General features: G+C 37.9%; 25 protein-coding genes. 24 read left to right on the forward strand and 1 reads right to left on the reverse strand.

The window, feature by feature from the left end:
* Positions 1-4: 4 nt before the first annotated feature.
* The 10 genes from ACE198_RS11410 (at position 5) to ACE198_RS11455 (ending at position 7254) form a co-directional block, all read left to right on the forward strand.
* Positions 5-457, forward strand: a complete 453-nt coding sequence (locus ACE198_RS11410) for a cytochrome c maturation protein CcmE (protein WP_098571157.1) — start codon at positions 5-7, stop codon at positions 455-457.
* 25 nt (positions 458-482) lie between these two features.
* On the forward strand, positions 483-2465 hold the full coding sequence (locus ACE198_RS11415; protein WP_375375654.1) for a heme lyase CcmF/NrfE family subunit: 1983 nt from the start codon (positions 483-485) through the stop codon (positions 2463-2465).
* 1 nt (position 2466) lies between these two features.
* Positions 2467-2973: a cytochrome c-type biogenesis protein gene (locus ACE198_RS11420; protein WP_375375655.1), complete on the forward strand. Its 507-nt coding sequence runs from the start codon at positions 2467-2469 to the stop codon at positions 2971-2973.
* Positions 2974-2985: 12 nt separating this feature from the next.
* The gene (locus tag ACE198_RS11425; RefSeq protein WP_375375656.1) at positions 2986-3360 is read left to right on the forward strand and encodes a hypothetical protein; all 375 of its coding nucleotides are present in this window, start codon (positions 2986-2988) and stop codon (positions 3358-3360) included.
* Positions 3357-4352 (forward strand): hypothetical protein, encoded by a 996-nt coding sequence (locus tag ACE198_RS11430; RefSeq protein ID WP_375375657.1) that lies wholly within the window; start codon positions 3357-3359, stop codon positions 4350-4352. The genes ACE198_RS11425 and ACE198_RS11430 overlap by 4 nt, the downstream gene beginning before the upstream one ends.
* A gap of 24 nt (positions 4353-4376) precedes the next feature.
* Positions 4377-5081 carry an ABC transporter ATP-binding protein gene (locus tag ACE198_RS11435; protein ID WP_251457203.1) on the forward strand — a complete coding sequence of 235 codons (705 nt, stop codon included), beginning with the start codon at positions 4377-4379 and terminating at the stop codon, positions 5079-5081.
* On the forward strand, positions 5078-5758 hold the full coding sequence (locus ACE198_RS11440; RefSeq protein WP_375375658.1) for a heme exporter protein CcmB: 681 nt from the start codon (positions 5078-5080) through the stop codon (positions 5756-5758). The genes ACE198_RS11435 and ACE198_RS11440 overlap by 4 nt, the downstream gene beginning before the upstream one ends.
* A gap of 3 nt (positions 5759-5761) precedes the next feature.
* The gene (locus ACE198_RS11445) at positions 5762-6523 is read left to right on the forward strand and encodes a cytochrome c biogenesis protein (RefSeq protein WP_375375659.1); all 762 of its coding nucleotides are present in this window, start codon (positions 5762-5764) and stop codon (positions 6521-6523) included.
* A 12-nt stretch (positions 6524-6535) separates the two neighbouring features.
* The gene (locus ACE198_RS11450; RefSeq protein ID WP_081825327.1) at positions 6536-6667 is read left to right on the forward strand and encodes a CcmD family protein; all 132 of its coding nucleotides are present in this window, start codon (positions 6536-6538) and stop codon (positions 6665-6667) included.
* 77 nt (positions 6668-6744) lie between these two features.
* The gene (locus tag ACE198_RS11455; protein ID WP_098571165.1) at positions 6745-7254 is read left to right on the forward strand and encodes a TlpA family protein disulfide reductase; all 510 of its coding nucleotides are present in this window, start codon (positions 6745-6747) and stop codon (positions 7252-7254) included.
* A gap of 43 nt (positions 7255-7297) precedes the next feature.
* On the opposite strand, the gene ACE198_RS11460 is transcribed toward ACE198_RS11455, so the two are convergent.
* On the reverse strand, positions 7298-7975 hold the full coding sequence (locus ACE198_RS11460) for an SIMPL domain-containing protein (RefSeq protein ID WP_375375660.1): 678 nt from the start codon (positions 7973-7975) through the stop codon (positions 7298-7300).
* 216 nt (positions 7976-8191) lie between these two features.
* On the opposite strand from ACE198_RS11460, the gene spoIIIAA reads away from it, so the two are divergent.
* The 14 genes from spoIIIAA to folD all read left to right on the forward strand — a co-directional run bounded on the left by spoIIIAA (position 8192) and on the right by folD (position 17626).
* Complete coding sequence (gene spoIIIAA, locus ACE198_RS11465) at positions 8192-9115, forward strand: stage III sporulation protein AA (protein WP_251457188.1); 924 nt, start codon at positions 8192-8194, stop codon at positions 9113-9115.
* Positions 9116-9631: a stage III sporulation protein SpoIIIAB gene (gene spoIIIAB, locus ACE198_RS11470; protein WP_098571168.1), complete on the forward strand. Its 516-nt coding sequence runs from the start codon at positions 9116-9118 to the stop codon at positions 9629-9631.
* Positions 9632-9642: 11 nt separating this feature from the next.
* Entirely contained in the window at positions 9643-9846 is a 204-nt protein-coding gene (gene spoIIIAC, locus ACE198_RS11475) for a stage III sporulation protein AC (RefSeq protein WP_007084610.1), read from the forward strand.
* A gap of 15 nt (positions 9847-9861) precedes the next feature.
* Entirely contained in the window at positions 9862-10251 is a 390-nt protein-coding gene (spoIIIAD, locus tag ACE198_RS11480) for a stage III sporulation protein AD (protein WP_373561647.1), read from the forward strand.
* A gap of 31 nt (positions 10252-10282) precedes the next feature.
* A complete protein-coding gene (gene spoIIIAE / locus ACE198_RS11485; RefSeq protein WP_375375661.1) occupies positions 10283-11482 on the forward strand; it encodes a stage III sporulation protein AE in 1200 nt (399 codons plus the stop codon).
* 11 nt (positions 11483-11493) lie between these two features.
* Positions 11494-12123: a stage III sporulation protein AF gene (gene spoIIIAF / locus ACE198_RS11490; protein WP_098571171.1), complete on the forward strand. Its 630-nt coding sequence runs from the start codon at positions 11494-11496 to the stop codon at positions 12121-12123.
* Positions 12116-12769: a stage III sporulation protein AG gene (gene spoIIIAG, locus ACE198_RS11495; protein ID WP_098571172.1), complete on the forward strand. Its 654-nt coding sequence runs from the start codon at positions 12116-12118 to the stop codon at positions 12767-12769. The genes spoIIIAF and spoIIIAG overlap by 8 nt, the downstream gene beginning before the upstream one ends.
* Before the next feature lie 3 nt (positions 12770-12772).
* Entirely contained in the window at positions 12773-12961 is a 189-nt protein-coding gene (locus tag ACE198_RS11500; protein ID WP_375375662.1) for a hypothetical protein, read from the forward strand.
* A gap of 15 nt (positions 12962-12976) precedes the next feature.
* On the forward strand, positions 12977-13546 hold the full coding sequence (locus ACE198_RS11505; protein ID WP_098576554.1) for a SpoIIIAH-like family protein: 570 nt from the start codon (positions 12977-12979) through the stop codon (positions 13544-13546).
* Between the two features lie 251 nt (positions 13547-13797).
* Complete coding sequence (accB, locus tag ACE198_RS11510; protein WP_098574927.1) at positions 13798-14310, forward strand: acetyl-CoA carboxylase biotin carboxyl carrier protein; 513 nt, start codon at positions 13798-13800, stop codon at positions 14308-14310.
* Positions 14311-14328: 18 nt separating this feature from the next.
* Positions 14329-15684, forward strand: a complete 1356-nt coding sequence (gene accC / locus ACE198_RS11515) for an acetyl-CoA carboxylase biotin carboxylase subunit (RefSeq protein ID WP_098574926.1) — start codon at positions 14329-14331, stop codon at positions 15682-15684.
* An 18-nt stretch (positions 15685-15702) separates the two neighbouring features.
* A complete protein-coding gene (locus tag ACE198_RS11520; protein WP_251457176.1) occupies positions 15703-16113 on the forward strand; it encodes an Asp23/Gls24 family envelope stress response protein in 411 nt (136 codons plus the stop codon).
* 223 nt (positions 16114-16336) lie between these two features.
* Positions 16337-16735, forward strand: coding sequence for a transcription antitermination factor NusB (nusB, locus tag ACE198_RS11525; protein WP_098574924.1), 399 nt, complete (start codon positions 16337-16339; stop codon positions 16733-16735).
* Positions 16736-16768: 33 nt separating this feature from the next.
* Positions 16769-17626 carry a bifunctional methylenetetrahydrofolate dehydrogenase/methenyltetrahydrofolate cyclohydrolase FolD gene (gene folD / locus ACE198_RS11530; protein WP_251457173.1) on the forward strand — a complete coding sequence of 286 codons (858 nt, stop codon included), beginning with the start codon at positions 16769-16771 and terminating at the stop codon, positions 17624-17626.
* The last annotated feature ends 91 nt before the right edge of the window (positions 17627-17717 follow it).

Consider the following 17717-nt stretch of genomic DNA (forward strand, 5'->3'; position numbering starts at 1 on the left):
CAGGATGAAAAAAAATACGATTGTCATGCTTGGTGGATTTATTATTGCGGGCGCCATTGTTTTCCTTTTGATGGCAGCAACTCCTGGATCAAGTGGAGTTGAACTAACAATGAAAGAACTATTGGCTACTCAAGAACAACATAAAGATGATTTTGTTACGGTTGAGGGTTTATTAATTGAAGACTCGATTAAATGGGATGCTAACAAAATTGAATTGAAATTTGATGTGAAGGATAACGACGGCAATGTTATGCACGTCATTCACAACGGAACTAAGCCGGATAATTTTTCAGAAGGTGTTATCACGATTCTCCAAGGAGCACCAACCAAAAAGAACACATTTGTTGCAGAAACAGTAAAAACAAGATGTCCGTCCAAATATGAAGGAAAAGATATCAAGGATTACGACCCCGAGACTCATAAAGATAAGTTAAATAAAACACCGAATGAAAAATAACAGGCTAACTTAAGAAGGTGACGAAATGTATTTATTTGCCAATGCAACAATTTATATAGGCTTAGCCATTGCGATTTATTCTCTTCTTATTATCACGTTGGGGATTAGCAAGAAAAATCAAAAATACGTTAACAGTGGTAAAGGTGGATTAATAGCATTATTAGTTTGTTCCTCACTTGCCATGCTATCATTGTTCTACCTTTTAGCAACCTCTCAATTTCAATATGAATATGTTCATGATTACACAAGCAGTGAGCTCCCTATTATCTATAAACTGACGGCACTCTGGGCTGGTAATGCGGGATCGTTGTTATTGTGGACGTTTTTCTTAACTTTATATACCTGTATGATTGCTTTCTCACGGAAGTTAAAGGGGAACCCAATGGTCCCATACATATCTGCCATTTTACTAGCTAATGCTGTTTTCTTCTTCTTTATTCTAGGCTTTGTAGCGAAACCTTTCATTCTATTAGATGAGATTCCAATCGAAGGTAAAGGCTTAAATCCAATGCTTCAAAACCCTGGTATGATTATACATCCAGTCACACTTTACTTAGGATATGTTGGACTTGCCATACCATTTGCCTTTGCGATGGCCGCACTGATTTTGAAAAATGTTGATGATTTCTGGATTAAAATGACAAGACGCTGGACGATTATTGCTTGGTTATTTTTAAGTCTGGGTAATATCTTTGGCGGGCAATGGGCTTATGTTGAACTTGGGTGGGGCGGATACTGGGCATGGGATCCAGTTGAAAATGCTTCCTTTATGCCGTGGCTAACGGCTACTGCATTCTTGCACTCTGTTATGATTCAAGAACGAAAAAACATGTTAAAGGTATGGAATATTAGCTTAATCATTGTATCCTATGCACTTACTTTATTTGGCACGTTCCTTGTACGAAGCGGGGTATTGACTTCTGTCCATGCCTTCGCCAATTCAAATCTAGGATTATACTTCTTAATCTTTATGGGCGTGGCGGTGATTGGAGCGCTTTATGTATTGATGAGCCGATACAATCTGCTAAAAAGGAGTGCAGGTGAATTTAACTCCTTTGTGTCTAAAGAAAGCAGCTTCTTAATTAATAATTTATTACTTGTTGGGGCCGCCTTTGCAGTATTTTGGGGAACCATTTTCCCATTAGTATCGGAAGCAGTCCGGGGTACAAAAGTGACGGTGGGACTCCCATTCTTTAATAAGGTTGAAGCACCGATTTTATTATCAATGATGTTTATCATGGCGGTTTGTCCATTGCTTGCTTGGCAGAAATCTACCGTAAAAAATCTTAGGAAAAACTTTATGATTCCGGCAATCCTAGCAATTCTAGCGATGATTTTAATGGTAGTACTAGGAATTCAAAAGGCCTGGGCAGTCATTGGTTACGGTGTTATCAGTCTATTATTAATAACTCATTTCTTAGAGTTTTATAGAGGTGTGAAAGCCAGAAGAAAGATGACCAAGGAATCTCCACTAGTTGCCCTCTATCGCTTAATGATCCGAAATCGACGCAGATATGGCGGATATATCGTTCACCTTGGAATTGCTTTTATTACGATGGGGATTATTGGTTCGCAGAACTATGATTTACAAACAATGAAAACGGTCGATTTAGGAAAGTCAATTGAATTACAAGATTATCGAATCAACTATGAACGGCTAGATCAGAAAAAAGAAGGAATTAACGACATCGTTTATGCCGATGTAACTGTGTTTAGAAATGGTAAAAAGCTGGGCACATATCAGCCGGAAAAGGTTTTTTATGGAAACTGGGAACAGCCGTCTTCTGAAGTGGCCATTATATCCTCACTTAAGGAAGACTTATACATCGTATTAAGCGCATGGGAAGACGATGGAAAAGCTACCTTTGTTGTAAAAGTTAATCCCATGATGAATTGGTTGTGGATTGGATCATTCATGATTGTTATTGGCGCACTGTTCGCCGTCTGGAACGGAAAATATGGAAATGTAACTCCGAGATACACAGGAGTTCGTAAAGAGGTGTCTTAATATGAAAAGTAAAATATATATGGGGCTCCTCATTATCTTAGCCATATTTCAAGGATCATTCCTTCGTGCGGAAGCTGCAAAACAGATTGACTATAAATCTGCCGAATTCAAAGCTGTTGCTCAGCAATTCGCCTGCACATGTGGCTGCGGTCAGGATCATTATGAATGTGATCCGAATACATGTAATCTAACAACTGAGTTTAAAGCAGACTTAGTTGATATGATGAACAAGGGCTGGGATAAGGATAAAATTCGTGAATATTACGTCAATATTTATGGGGAAGAGATATTAACTTCACCAGAGAAAAGTGGTTTTAGCCTAACCGCTTGGGTACTGCCGTTTGTTGTAATAGGAGCAGCAGGAATTGCAGTGTTTTTCATCATCCGTAAATGGGTGAAGAAAAAAGCAACAGAAGAAGATGTGGCGGAATACGAGAGTCCCGGGGATGAAGTAGAAGGAGAAATCCTTTCCTCAATCATTGATGAAGAACGCAAAAAGTATCTTTAGGATGTGAACAATATGCAAGATATCACCGTCATTTCGATGATTTTTACTACCATTTTAGCGCTTGCTTGTCTATTTCTAATCTTATCACCTTTATTTAAGTGGGATACGTATATACAGGTTTCTTCTAAAGGAAAAGATATCAATGCTACCAAAGAAGCACTTTTGACCACTCTTAATGAAATAGAATTTGAGTTCAAGATGGATAAAATCTCACACGCTGATTATAAGCATTTAAAGAAACAATATGAGACAGAAGTGGCTAGTATTATGAAGGAAGAAGAAGAATTAATGATAACGAATATCGACAGAGAATTAATGGATGAAGTGGAAAAAGAAATTGAAGCTCAGATGAAGACCTATAAGAACAAAAAGGGGGAAGGAAAGTGATCAATAAAATCACCGTTTTCTTCCTCGGGCTGATGCTGTTAATCCCTTTACATGGATTAGCGGCATCAGATTCAAAGGTTTCAATTGATATGCATTATATCGTGATTAGTCCTACAGAAGACGGCGGGACGAATATGATGAATATGGTTAACTATACAAATACCGCAGACCATGTATATAAAGGGGACGGAAAAAGCGAAGCTGTCTTAAATGTAACCCTTCCTGAAGGAGCAGAAGATCTTAACTTTTTAGATAATCAAATTGCCTTTAAAGAGAAGAATAAGGGGTTCATTACAACCACACCAATTCCAGCCAATCAAACGATGGTATTGCCATACAGTTATAGAATGGCAAAAGGGAAAGTAATAAGTTTAAGATCTGACTATTCCGTACAAATGATGCAGATTCTCGTTCCAGAAGGAAGAGGAAGTATTGAAGTAAAAGGCGCTGAAGCGACAAGTCAAGGCAGCTTCAAATTTGATGATCAAAATTACTTTGGCTATAGTATTGAAGGACTTAAGGCTAATCAGGCGTTTACTCTGGTTTATAACAAAGACGTTCAGCCACCGGCAGATGAAACCAAAGAAGCGGAAACAACTAGTGAAAGTGGAAATAATAGTTCAGTCACACACACAGCGCCTGCTTTCCATAATCCTGGTCATCTAAGAATTTGGGCACAATCCCCAATACATCGCTTTAACCCGCATGTGTTCTTGATTATTTTAGTGACGATTGTCATTGCAGGAATCTCTTATTATATCTATTTTAGGAGGAAAGCAAGAATACTTGATGAACGCCTTGGGGCAGATAAGGAAGAGAAAGCATTTAAACTATTAATGACCAAGCAAAAAGCAATTATGGATAAGATCATAGAATTGGAAGAATCCTTCGGTGATGGGAAGCTTTCAGAGGATGAATACCACGCAAAGCTTGAGGCATATAAACAACATCTTGTCCAAGTAAAATTAAATCTGCGTAACTTTGTAGAGTAGCAGCTGGGATGGGAGAGACTTCATATGATAGAAATAAAAAAGCTAACGAAGCAAGCCGATAATAAACTTATCTTGCGTGGTGTAGACCTCTTAATCAGTAAAGGCGAAACAGTTGCCATACTCGGACCCAATGGAGCAGGGAAAAGTACACTTCTTAAAGTGCTGGCAACCTTAATAAAACCTACATCAGGACTGATACAGGTTAATGGTATGGATTTGAAAAAAAACCATATAAAAATAAAAAAAATAATGGGTTATTTACCCCATTCCAGCTTGCTTTATGATCATTACACACCATTAGAAAATATTGTCTTCTTCGGAAATATATATGGTGTTAAGAATGTTGAACAACGAGCAACGGAGCTTGTTAAAGAGGTAGGCTTATCATTCTTTTTGAATGAACCTGTAAAGAACTTCTCACGCGGGATGATTCAAAGGATTGCTATCGCAAGGGCCATCGTTCATGAACCAGAAATCCTCTTATTGGACGAGCCGCACACCGGGTTGGACCAAGGGGCTATTGGGATATTGAATAATGTGATCCTTTCTATGAAAGCAAAAGGGACGACTACTTTGATGGTAACACATGATTTTAAACAAGCGGCTGAAATCTGCGACAGGATTATTATTGTTAAAAATGGAAAGATTGTCGATGATTTTAGGATTGAAAATCAAAACTTAGGATATGTTTCTGAGAAATATGAACAATTAGTGGAGGGAGTATCATGAACATTTTTCGAACAGCCCTCTTACTAGCTAAAAAGGATCTATATTCCGAGCTAAAAACAAAGCAAATAATGGTCACACAAATTATATTTGCTGGTCTAGTGATTGTGGTTTTCAGCTTTGCCTTTGACCCTGCTAATAATACAACCAAAGCAGTTATTCCGGGGGTGATTTGGGTCATTATCGTTTTTGCAGGAATTTTAGGTTTGAACAGGTCGTTTATTTCAGAGCAGCGGAATGATACGATGCAAGGATTATTGGTGGCACCAATGGAGGCAGCCAGTATTTATTTAGGAAAGTTCTTAGCCAATTTTACCATGATGCTGATTGTGGAACTTGTTTCGATCCCGTTTTTGTTCCTATTATTTGATTTCAAATTCTATGGAAGTCTTCCATATTTTATCTTAGTTGTATTCCTGGGAAGTTTTGGATTTATTGCGATTGGTACATTCCTTGCTGCATTAGCAGCCAATTCTAAAAGCAGTGAAATGCTGCTTCCGCTCTTACTGTTTCCGATAACAACACCCATCTTAATCGGTGTTGTCCAAGCGACAAGAATCATCCTAACCAACATGGAGAAATTTTCAAGTGCCGTGGCGTGGATTCAGTTGGTTACAGCTTACGATGTTATCTTCTTTGTTGTGTGTTTCTTATTAATAGATTATGTGCTGGAGGTTTAAGTGATGAGTATAAATCTCGAACGGGAGAAAGCAGTGCTTCCTGGAACTCAATTAACTGTTAAAAATAACCTGGATCTGTCAAAAATTTTATTTGGTGCGACATTTATTTCGATGCTGGCTGCCTTGTATTTTATCTTTATCTTTGCTGCTGAGGAAGTAACGATGGGAGCAGCCCAGAAAATCTTTTATTTCCATGTAAGCTCTGCTTGGCTTGCATTCATGGCATTCTTTGTAACATTTGTATTTAGTATATTGTTTTTAATCAAACGGAAAAGAATATTTGACACCTATGCCTATATTTCTGCGGAAATTGGAGTGGTGTTTACAATCATCGTTTTAACGACAGGTCCGATTTGGGCAAAATCTTCATGGAATACTTGGTGGGTATGGGAACCGCGGTTAATTACCACGTTGATTCTATTTTTTATCTATATTGCCTACATAATGATCCGACAAATGGATGGAGTTTGGGATAAAAAAGCCAGGCTGGCTGCTGTATTTGGAATTATCGGGTTTGCTGATGTTCCGATTGTATTCTTCGCGATTCGCTGGTGGCAAACAAAGTTTCACCCAATTGTATTTGGTGAGGGACCTTCACAAAAAGGTGGAGGTATTGAAGGTACCATGTTAGTAGCCCTGTTTGTTTCACTTGCGGCATTTACCATTCTTTATTCTTACCTTCTTCATAAAGGTGTTTCCTTTGAAAAAATGAAACTTAAAGTTGAGCAGTATAAAGAAAAATTACGAGAAGACTTGGAAAAATAGGAGGAATTTATCATGGGATTTGAATTTATGTATGGTGCGTATTCAGTGGCGTGGGTTGTTATATTCTCATATATGCTAATACTTGGGAAGAGACATACAAAACTGAAGAAAGAAATTGAATTCTTAAAACAACTAGAAAAATAATTAGTATGTAATTTAGGGCCTGTGTAGAATTTACAGGCCTTTTGCATAGAACCTTAGAGGTGTCAGGAGGAAGTACGATGAACAAGCGGGTCATTAAATTACTCGTATTGATTCTTATTGTAGGTATGTTCGGTTTCTTTGGTTATAGTTTAGTAACAAAAGGCAAACATACAGATGTAGGGGATAAAGCGTATAATTTTTCATTGCCAAATTTAGATGGAAGTACAACCAAACTCAGTGATTTTAAGGGAGAGGTTGTCATTTTGAATTATTTTGCCTCATGGTGTGCTCCGTGTAAGGAAGAGTTACCGGAACTAGAATCGTTCCAAAAAGAATATGGGGATAAGTATAATTTTCTGATGATTAATCGCGGAGAGACCATGGATAAGATTAATAAAGTAACTGAGAAAAATAAAGCTGGAATGAATTATTTATTCGATTATAATGCTAAAGTTTCGAAAATGTATAATGTGACAGGGCAGCCTGAAACCTTTGTAATTGATAAACAAGGGGTAATAAGAGAGCATTTTAATGGTCCAGTTACAGAAATGCAATTATATAATTGGGCAAAGAAATATGATAATTAAACCACAAAAAAGGATTGAACCTAAAAATTGGTTCAATCCTTTTTTAATGTGAGGAAGTAAATTTAAAATCGGCGATTACTTCTGCTTTGACTTTTATTTGTCCCGGTTCTAATGGTGTGGAAGTCATTCCTTTCACGAAAGTGGCAGACTGATTAAAGACAGGCTGGACGGTACTTCCTCCTTCGATGATTTGAATTGGAGTTGGTTTTAATGAAACCTTTATGGTGCTTGCAATGGTTTTAGCTTTTTCAGAGGCATTATTTACAGCAAGAACTAAGGCCTGCTGATAAAATAATTCTTTGTTTTTTGCAGTAAATTGAACATTAGAGACGTAGTTTACCCCATTCTGAACAGCGGTGTCTACAACCTTTCCAATGATTGATAAATCATCAATTATTACTTTTAAAATATGAGTAATTTTATAGCCGCGAAATATTTGTTTCCCTTGATCATAATCATAATCGGATTCAATACGATAATCGAAAGTTTGAATATGATTTTTTGTAATACCTAGTTCAATAAGTGAGTCGATTACTTTAGTTGCTTCAGCGGAGTTTTGTTGTTGCGCCGTGATTAATTGCTTACTTTCAGTAATAATCCCTAAGTTTACTAAAGCTGAGTCAGGTTGTACGTCTATTTCTCCCTCACCTGATACTTTAATTAAGTTGCTCCTGTGAGGGTGTCTATTGCGGTCAAGGGGAGGGGAATTGAAATTGTACACTTTTTAACGCCTCCTTGGTGGATATTCTTTCCTATAAAACACGGTTTACCTTATGATACGTTCTGAGATTTAATTCATTCCTGTTAACTTATCAAACTTTGTTCTAGCAATAATCTAGGATATTGAAAAAGAATTGACAGATTTGAAAGTCATAATGTGACCAAGCAGGCATACATTTTAAATAATGATAAATGCAAATAAGAGGAGGTTGCACACGTGGAAAAAATCTTAAACTTTTTACCTAAAAAAATAGCAGACCTAATCAGCAAAATCCCTCCTAACCTAAAAGAAGAATTAGAAGAAATTCGTATTCGCATCAATCGCCCTATTGAAATAACAATGAGAGGGAAGCCCAGATTTTTATCCTATATTATCCAACCAGAAGATGCTATTCATCTAATGAATAAAATAAGTCATTTCTCCATCTATACACTTGAAGAGGAGCTTAAGCAGGGGTTTATCACTGTTTCTGGAGGACATCGGATTGGACTCGCAGGCAAGGTAATCCTAGAGGGTGGCAAGGTGAAGGCGATTAGAGATATTTCCTCTTTTAATATCCGGATTGCCAGAGAGAAGGTGGGAATAGCAGAACCTCTTATACCATACATCTATCAAGGCAGATGGATGCATACCATGGTGATTGGACCGCCCCAAACCGGTAAAACAACATTACTTCGTGATATTGCAAGAATTGCCTCCTCGGGATTCGGAGTAAGCGGAATAGAGTCAAGTAAGGTCGGAATTGTAGATGAACGAAGTGAAATTGCCGGTTGTGTTCATGGAATCCCACAATTGACTTTTGGTGACCGCTTAGATGTATTAGATGCCTGTCCGAAAGCTGAAGGAATGATGATGATGATCCGCTCTATGAGTCCAGATATATTGGTAGTTGATGAAATCGGACGGAAAGAAGATAGTGAGGCGATCCAAGAGGCTGTTCATGCAGGAATTACTTTGATGATGACCACACATGGGACGAGCATTGAAGAAGTAAAGAACAGACCATCTCTACGATATATTCTCGAACAAAGAATCTTTCAACGGTTTATTGTTCTTGATAGGTCATCAGGACCAGGTACAATTACACACATTTTAGATGTGAATGGAAATGAAATGAATCAAAAAGTGAGAGTGACATAAATGATTAAGCTAATAGGTGCTGTTTTCATAATTGTCGCGACAACCTGGATTGGGTTTGAGATTTCCAGACGCTTTAGTGAACGGCCAAGACAGCTCAGAGCATTAAGGTCTGCACTTCAATCACTTGAAGCAGAAATCATGTATGGTCATACACCGTTACACGAAGCGGCCCGAAGGTTAGCCGACCAATTATCAAAACCACTTTCGCCCTTTTTTGAAGCCTTTTCCAAGAAATTAACAGACACAGAGACAACGGTTAAAGAAGCCTGGGAAACGAGTTTAAGAGATATATGGAGTTCCACAGCATTAAAGCAGGGAGAATTTGAAATTATGAAGCAATTCGGGGAAACCCTAGGCCGGCATGATCGGATCTCCCAGCAAAAACACATTATGCTGACACTGACACATCTAGAAAGAGAAGAGGCAGAAGCGGTTCAAGCACAAGCCACATACGAAAAAATGGTAAAGAGCCTGGGATTTTTGTCAGGGTTATTACTGATTATTTTATTATTTTAGGGGGAAAAGCAATGGGGTTAGAAGTGGATATCATATTTAAAATTGCCGGTGTGGGAATCGTGGTTGCCTTTTTGCATACCGTTTTGGACCAAGTGGGAAAAAAAGAATACGCTCAGTGGGTCACGCTGTTTGGGTTTATTTATATTTTATTCCAGGTAGCTTCCATTGTGGATGATCTCTTTCAAAAAATTAAATCCGTATTTTTATTTCAATAAAGGAGGGGCCCTAAGATTGAAATCATAAAAATCGTCGGCATATCACTCGTAGCAACCTTTCTCGCATTAATTGTAAAGGAACAAAAACCTAATTTTGCTTTTCTCCTAGTCGTCTTTGTAGGTTGTGTCATTTTCCTATTTTTAGTCGATAAAATATATGAAATTATTCATATGCTTGAAAAACTTGCAGTGAATGCAAATGTGAATATGGTTTATATTGAAACGATCCTTAAAATTATTGGAATTGCGTATATAGCTGAATTTGCGGCCCAGATTACCAAGGATGCAGGTCAGGGAGCACTCTCTTCTAAAATTGAAATAGCCGGAAAAATTATTATTCTTGCAATGGCTATTCCGATTTTAACTGTTTTAATAGAAACAATCATAAAGCTTATTCCAAGTTAATGACATACCTGAAAAAGAGGTGTTAAGGAAATTGAAGCAGCGATGGCAGTTTATTCCTATTACCATTCTCGTATTCTTTTTTTTATTGATTCCAAATGTACAAGCTGCTGAAGAGGGAAAAGATCAAACCAATCCGCTTTCCCCCCAGGAGTTGGTTGATGAACAGCTCAAATCGCTCGATATCACAGAACTTAAACAATTTTGGGAGGACATCAAGTATAAATATGGGGGATTCCTTCCAGAAAGTCAGAAAGGCAGTTTGTATGACTTCATTAGTGGTGAGAAAAAATTTTCTTTAAAACAATGGGGATTGGGAATCGTTAAATTTGCCTTTCAAGAATTTGTTGCAAACGGTAAATTACTAGGTTCATTGATTATGTTAACCATTTTTAGTATGTTCCTTCAGTCAATGCAAAATGCTTTCGAGAAAAGCGCCATTAGCAAAGTTGCCTATTCGATTGTTTATATGGTGTTAGTCATTATTGCCCTAAACAGCTTCCATATCGCAATCAGTTATACAAATGAGGCAATCGGTTCGATGATCTCGTTTGTGCTTGCTCTTGTCCCACTTTTACTTGCATTAATTGCAGCATCAGGAGGCCTGATTTCAGCAGCCTTCTTTCATCCGGTGATTTTATTTCTTATGAATATGAGCGGATTGTTTATGCAGTATATCATTCTGCCTCTCCTTTTTCTTGCTACACTTTTGAGTATTGTGAGTACGATGTCCGAGCAATATAAAGTGTCACAACTAGCAGCCTTGCTAAGAAATTGGAGTATTGGACTTATGGGACTCTTTTTAACTGTGTTCCTTGGTGTAATCTCAGTACAAGGGGCTTCGGCGGCTGTTTCTGATGGAATAACGATTAGGACAGCGAAGTTTGTGACAGGAAATTTTATTCCTGTAATTGGGAGGATGTTTACAGATGCTACAGATACGATCGTTAGTGCATCAGTCCTATTAAAAAATACGGTAGGTATTGCTGGGGTAGGAATTTTACTTATTATCGTGGCCTTTCCGGCTATTAAAATATTAATGATTGCCTTCATATATAAATTTGCCGCTGCAATTTTACAGCCGTTAGGCGGCGGCCCAATCATTACCTGTCTAGATATTATTAGTAAAAGTGTTATATATGTTTTCGCAGCACTGGGTATCGTGTCACTTATGTTCTTTTTATGTGTAACAGTTATTGTTGCAGCTGGAAATCTGACGATGATGATCAGATAGGGGGGATAAAAATGGATTTTTTAATAGAGTGGGTAACGAATATTATTCTTTTTATCTTATTAGCAACGGTAATTGATATGCTCCTCCCCAATTCAAGTATGCAAAAATATACGAAAATGGTAACGGGGCTCCTCTTAATTGCCATTATTCTAACCCCAATCTTTAAATTGATCTCCAAGGATTTTGAAACTGCACTTGGATCTATCCCTTCATATCAAGCTCCTGGAGAAAAAAATATGAAAAATTCAATAGATTTGAAGAAAAAAGAAATACAAGCCTTGCAACATGCATATATTTTAGAAGAAATGGCTGTCCAACTGGAAAAGGACGTGAAAGAGGAGTTGATGGAACAATACGGATTGGAGATCGCAAAAATTGATGTAGCTACAAATGAAGAAAGCGACCAAGCATTCCCTGAAAACCTCCAAAAGGTTATGGTTCTTCTGAAACAACCAGAAAATGAAGTGAAGACAGTCGAAGCAATTAAACAAATTGAAATTAACACAGAAACACCTCTTCCATCTAAAAGCTCAACAGAAGAAACTGAAAAAATAGCCGCTTTTCTTTCGCAAAAATGGAATGTGACCGAAAAAACAGTTGAAGTTTCGATTGAAGGGGGGAGTAATAACAAAAATGGATAATAAAAACCAGGGGCCATTTTCATGGCTTAAAAAGGTACTGAAAATCGAAGGAAGTTCTGAAAAGAAGCCAGGTAAATACCAATATATGATCGTTGTTTTATGCATTGGTGCAGCTTTTATGCTTGTTGGCAATATTGTTTTCAAAAAAAACCCGAGTTCAGCAGATATCCCGGTTACGGCCAATAATAAGGTCGAAGCCGAAGATGTACCTGCATTTGGTCTAAACCAAGGTTCCGGCAATAAGACAGTGTCTGCATATGAGGAAAAATACGAAAGTCAACTTAAGAAGGCCCTCCAGCAAATGCTAGGAGTAAACGATGTGACAGTGGTCGTCAACATCGACTCAACTGATAAGAAGGTCCTAGAAAAAAATAGAGTTTCCAAATCACAAACGACAGAAGAAACAGATCGAGAAGGCGGGGAACGTAAAGTTCAGGAGGCCTCAACAGATGAACAGCTTGTGATTATCCGTAATGGTGAAAAAGAGGTTCCTATTGTAGTAGAAACGAAAAAGCCTGAAATTCGAGGGGTCCTAGTAGTCGCGAAAGGCGCAGATAATATTCAAGTAAAAAAATGGATTGTAGAAGCCGTTACACGCGCCTTAGATGTACCAAGCCATCGGGTCGCAGTAATGCCTAAAAAATAGACTGTGTTAAAGCTTATTGTTGATATTGGCACCCTGTTGATTGGAGCGGAAGGCACGAAGACTCCTGCGGGAGGACGGGGCAGGGGAGACCCCGCAGGAGCGCAGCGACGAGGAGGCTCCCCGGACCGCCCGCGGAAAGCAAAGTGCCTGGAGCAGAAATCAACAGGCCAGTTTAAAAGACCTAAAAAATAAAAGGGGTGTTTTTAGATGTTATTGAAAAAACAAACAGTTTGGTTATTAACGATGTTAAGTTTAGTTGTTGTATTATCTGTTTATTACATCACATCACCAGAGCAAAAGGGTAATGATCTTGCAGCTATCCAGCAAGATGCCAAGGAACAAAATAAAGGAAAAACAACAACAAAAACAACAACAAAAACAGAAGCAAAAGATGATAAAACAATTGTATCAACCGTTGCTGGTGATCAAGAGTTTGAAGAACTTCGAATGAAGTTAGATGACCTAAGAAGTCAACAGCAAGAGGATTTAACGACTGAGCTTGCATCAACTGATCTTCCAGCTGTCGAACGCAGCAAAGTAAAAGACCAAATGGATAAATTAAATCAAACTGCACAAAAAGAAGAAATACTTGAAACGCTAATTAAAACAATGGGTTATGAAGATGCATTGGTCAGAGCTGATGGTGAGGAAGTACGAGTTACCGTTAAATCTAAGAATAAGCCTTCCGCAACTGAAGCAAATAAAATCATCTTACAAGTGAAAAAAGAAATTGGTGAAACCAATTATGTAGCAGTAGAATTCCAGCCAACAAAATAAGTTACGAACAAAAAGGAAAGTCACTGACTTTCCTTTTTTTTGATTGTGGACCCTCATATAGGGTAAAATAATATGTTGTGAGACATCCACTGTCCAAAATTTCCTTTTGTTCATAAAAATATTAAGATAGAGGGATAAGGCAGAGGGTGGGATATTCTATGGTGAAAATATACATCATTGAACTTTCACTAGATATTATCGTATAGTTATAGTAGTTAGTCATAATTTTGTTGTATGAGGGGTGTAACTCAATGTTAAAAGTTCAAGAAATTCGCGAATTAATAAAATTGGTGGACCAATCGAGTATTGATGAGTTTGTATATGAAAACGAAGGTTCAAAAATTAAAATGAAAAAAAATGTTTCTGCTACATATGTTTCACAAGTTAGTGCTGCTCCATCTGTAATTGAAACTGTACCAACTTCAGTAGCACCAATCGTTCAAACCGCAACACCATCGGCTGCCGTTCAGGAAGTAAGCCAAGAAGATCAAAAGCAAGAACCTGTAAAGCAAGCCGATACAACAAATCTTCACAAAATTGTCTCACCTATGGTTGGAACTTTCTATGCTTCACCAACACCAGATGCTGACGCTTATGTTAAACAGGGATCGAACGTCACAAAAGATTCCATTGTGTGCATTGTAGAAGCAATGAAATTATTCAATGAGATCGAAGCGGAGATTGACGGAGAAATCGTTGAAATCCTCGTTAAAGATGGACAATTAGTAGAATACGGCCAGCCTTTATTTTTAGTAAAGCCATAAGTTAGGAGCGATAACAGGATGATAAAAAAACTGTTAATTGCAAACAGAGGGGAAATTGCAGTTAGAATTATTCGTGCATGTCGAGAAATGGGTATTGAATCCGTAGCTGTATTCTCTGAAGCAGACCGCGAAGCATTACATGTTCAGCTGGCAGACGAGGCCTACTGCATAGGACCAACTTCATCAAAAGACAGTTATTTAAATGTAACCAATCTTATTAGTGTAGCGAGGTTAACAGCTTGTGACGCTATCCACCCAGGGTATGGGTTCTTAGCCGAAAATGCTGATTTCGCAGAGCTTTGCCGGGAATGCAATATTACATTCGTCGGTCCAAGCCCTGAAGCGATTACAAAAATGGGTACAAAGGATATTGCAAGGGAAACCATGCGGGAAGCCGGTGTTCCAATTGTCCCAGGGTCAACTGGGATTATTAACGACATCGATGAGGCGCTTGAACTTGTGAAAAACATCCAATATCCAGTAATTATTAAAGCCACAGCTGGCGGAGGCGGCAAAGGAATTCGTGTTGCCAAGAACGAACAAGAATTAGTAAAAGGCATTAGTATCACACAGCAGGAAGCGATGACAGCCTTTGGAAATCCTGGTGTCTACATTGAGAAATATATTGAGGATTTTCGTCATGTTGAAATACAAGTCCTTGCTGATTCCTATGGTAACACTATTCATTTAGGAGAAAGAGACTGTTCCATTCAACGCAGACTCCAAAAGCTTCTTGAAGAAACCCCATCTCCAGCATTAGATGGAGAGATAAGAGAAGAGATGGGAAATGCGGCTGTAAAAGCTGCGAAAGCAGTTGATTATTCAGGTGCCGGCACGGTAGAATTTATATATGACTACCGCAATCGGAAATTTTATTTTATGGAAATGAACACACGAATTCAGGTGGAGCATCCTGTAACGGAAATGGTCACCGGAATAGATCTCATTAAAGAACAAATCCGAGTGGCTTCTGGAGAGAAACTAAAGTTGAACCAGAAGGATGTAACTTTCACTGGATGGGCAATCGAGTGTCGGATAAATGCCGAAAACCCGGAAAAGAATTTTCTTCCATCAGCTGGAAAAATCAACATGTATCTTCCACCAGGTGGATTTGGTGTACGAATTGACTCAGCAGCATATCCAGGGTATACGATTCCGCCATATTACGATTCCATGATTGCAAAAGTCATTGCATATGGCGCAAGCAGGGAAGAGGCAATTTCAAGAATGAAACGTGCTTTAAGTGAATTTGTTGTAGAAGGTATCCATACAACCATTCCATTCCATTTAAAACTGCTCGATCATGAAAAATTTGTAGAAGGCAGCTTTAATACAAAATTCTTGGAATTGCATGATGTGATGAAGTCTCATTAAAAATTGGAGGTGCTATGAATGAGTGAATTTAGTGTCTTGGAAATGGAACAAGGCAATAACGGACATGGGAAAGTTGAAATTGCTCCTGAAGTAATCGAAGTTATTGCAGGTATTGCTGCATCTGAGGTGGAAGGTGTTGCTGCGATGCGTGGGAATTTCGCAACAGGTGTGGTTGAACGGTTAGGGAAAAAAAACCACGGAAAAGGCGTTAAAGTGGAACTAACCGAGTCAGGAATAAAAGTTGATGTTTATTGCATGATGAAGTTTGGAATATCCATTCCATCTGTTGCAAGTAAAGTTCAGGATAATATTCGGCAAGCATTGCTGAATATGACTGCTCTCGATGCTGAGGAAGTTAACATTCATGTAGTGGGCATACAATTTGAAAACCAAAAGAATGAACAAGAGATTATTGACACGGAAGTCTAAATTATGGAAACCAAAGGAGTTTATTCCTTTGGTTTTTCTATTTTTGGAATATAGTTTTAAATAAAAGTGCTTACATAATGGAAAAATAACAAGGTTAGAGTGCGAATCATTTTTAGTTATGCTATTATCGTTAATGTGAAACCTATTCTATGACTTATTACCATTGATGTGTATGAAAAATAGACAAAATTTAATTAATTTCTCTAAAGGAGTTAAATGTATAATGAAAAGAAGAACAGCAAGGGAAAAGGCATTGCAGGCACTTTTTCAAATTGATATAAGTAATACTGAGCCTTCAGCCGCAATTGAACATGTACTGGAAGGGGAGGCGGGGGACGAATATCTTACTAGTCTCGTTCTAGGGGTAATCGAACAAAAAGCCGCAATTGACAATTTAATCAGTGAAAATCTAGAAAAATGGTCGATGGACCGCTTAGCGACAGTTGATCGAAATTTATTAAGAATAGCTGCCTATGAAATGAAATTCTTTAGAACAGAGGTCCCAGAAAATGTTATTTTAGACGAAGCCATCGAAATAGCAAAAATATATGGTGATGACCAATCAAGTAAGTTTATTAATGGTGTCCTTTCAAAAGTAAAAAATAAGCTGCAAAACAATTAATGATTTGAGAATTAAGTGAAGGGTGAAGAGAAAATGACCGCTATAATTATTAATGGAAAAGAAATTGCAGAAAAGAAAAGAATGGAAATAGCTGAAGAAGTTAGCAGAATAAAAAGACTTGGGGTAACACCAGGACTTGCGGTTATCCTTGTCGGAAATAACCACGCTTCTCGGACATATGTAACAAATAAAGAAAAAGCCTGTAAAGAACTAGGAATGAATTCTGTTTTAATTGAATTGCCAGAGGAGATTTCTGAAGAGGAGTTACTCTCTAAAATTGATGAGTTAAATAATGATATTAATATTCACGGAATCTTAGTTCAGTTACCTATTCCTAAGCATATTGATGAGAAAAAAGTGATTGAATCAATTTCTCCTCTTAAAGATGTTGATGGATTTCACCCAATAAATATTGGCAGAATGATGACAGGGCAAAATGCCTTCCTCCCATGTACTCCTTACGGAATTATGGTCCTCCTAGAAGAGACAGGTATTTCAATAGCTGGGAAGCATGTTGTTGTGGTTGGGAGAAGTAATATTGTAGGCAAGCCGGTGGGACAATTATTCCTTAATCAGCATGCAACTGTTACATACTGTCATTCGAAAACAAAAGATTTAAAGTTACATACAAATCAGGCGGATATCCTGATTGCTGCTGTTGGGATAGCTAACTTTATTAAAGCTGAGCATGTAAAAGATGGTGCTGTCGTCATTGATGTAGGTATTAACCGTAATGAAGCCGGAAAGCTTTGTGGTGATGTTGATTTTGCTGAAGTGTCCGAAAAAGCCGGATACATTACACCTGTTCCTAAAGGTGTGGGTCCGATGACAATTACGATGCTTATGTATAATACCCTAAAATCAGCTGCAGAGAGTCTTGACCGCAATTAGAGGGGAAATTGTCCTTATCTGTTATTTTAGATAAGGACTGTTTTTCGCTAATCGAAGTGTTCTTTATTATTGGGTAAAAAAAGGAGTTACA

Origin of the sequence: Neobacillus sp. KR4-4 (assembly GCF_042136325.1) — a bacterium.
GTDB lineage: Bacteria > Bacillota > Bacilli > Bacillales > Cytobacillaceae > Neobacillus.

Excerpts from the sequence above, each read along its gene's own strand:
- ACE198_RS11410 (WP_098571157.1), top strand. The coding sequence starts at position 5 with ATGAAAAAAAATACGATTGTCATGCTTGGTGGATTTATTATTGCGGGC.
- ACE198_RS11415 (WP_375375654.1), top strand. The coding sequence starts at position 483 with ATGTATTTATTTGCCAATGCAACAATTTATATAGGCTTAGCCATTGCG.
- ACE198_RS11420 (WP_375375655.1), top strand. The coding sequence starts at position 2,467 with ATGAAAAGTAAAATATATATGGGGCTCCTCATTATCTTAGCCATATTT.
- ACE198_RS11425 (WP_375375656.1), top strand. The coding sequence starts at position 2,986 with ATGCAAGATATCACCGTCATTTCGATGATTTTTACTACCATTTTAGCG.
- ACE198_RS11435 (WP_251457203.1), top strand. The coding sequence starts at position 4,377 with ATGATAGAAATAAAAAAGCTAACGAAGCAAGCCGATAATAAACTTATC.
- ACE198_RS11440 (WP_375375658.1), top strand. The coding sequence starts at position 5,078 with ATGAACATTTTTCGAACAGCCCTCTTACTAGCTAAAAAGGATCTATAT.
- ACE198_RS11445 (WP_375375659.1), top strand. The coding sequence starts at position 5,762 with ATGAGTATAAATCTCGAACGGGAGAAAGCAGTGCTTCCTGGAACTCAA.
- ACE198_RS11450 (WP_081825327.1), top strand. The coding sequence starts at position 6,536 with ATGGGATTTGAATTTATGTATGGTGCGTATTCAGTGGCGTGGGTTGTT.
- ACE198_RS11455 (WP_098571165.1), top strand. The coding sequence starts at position 6,745 with ATGAACAAGCGGGTCATTAAATTACTCGTATTGATTCTTATTGTAGGT.
- spoIIIAB (WP_098571168.1), top strand. The coding sequence starts at position 9,116 with ATGATTAAGCTAATAGGTGCTGTTTTCATAATTGTCGCGACAACCTGG.
- spoIIIAC (WP_007084610.1), top strand. The coding sequence starts at position 9,643 with ATGGGGTTAGAAGTGGATATCATATTTAAAATTGCCGGTGTGGGAATC.
- spoIIIAF (WP_098571171.1), top strand. The coding sequence starts at position 11,494 with ATGGATTTTTTAATAGAGTGGGTAACGAATATTATTCTTTTTATCTTA.
- spoIIIAG (WP_098571172.1), top strand. The coding sequence starts at position 12,116 with ATGGATAATAAAAACCAGGGGCCATTTTCATGGCTTAAAAAGGTACTG.
- ACE198_RS11505 (WP_098576554.1), top strand. The coding sequence starts at position 12,977 with ATGTTATTGAAAAAACAAACAGTTTGGTTATTAACGATGTTAAGTTTA.
- accB (WP_098574927.1), top strand. The coding sequence starts at position 13,798 with ATGTTAAAAGTTCAAGAAATTCGCGAATTAATAAAATTGGTGGACCAA.
- accC (WP_098574926.1), top strand. The coding sequence starts at position 14,329 with ATGATAAAAAAACTGTTAATTGCAAACAGAGGGGAAATTGCAGTTAGA.
- ACE198_RS11520 (WP_251457176.1), top strand. The coding sequence starts at position 15,703 with ATGAGTGAATTTAGTGTCTTGGAAATGGAACAAGGCAATAACGGACAT.
- nusB (WP_098574924.1), top strand. The coding sequence starts at position 16,337 with ATGAAAAGAAGAACAGCAAGGGAAAAGGCATTGCAGGCACTTTTTCAA.
- folD (WP_251457173.1), top strand. The coding sequence starts at position 16,769 with ATGACCGCTATAATTATTAATGGAAAAGAAATTGCAGAAAAGAAAAGA.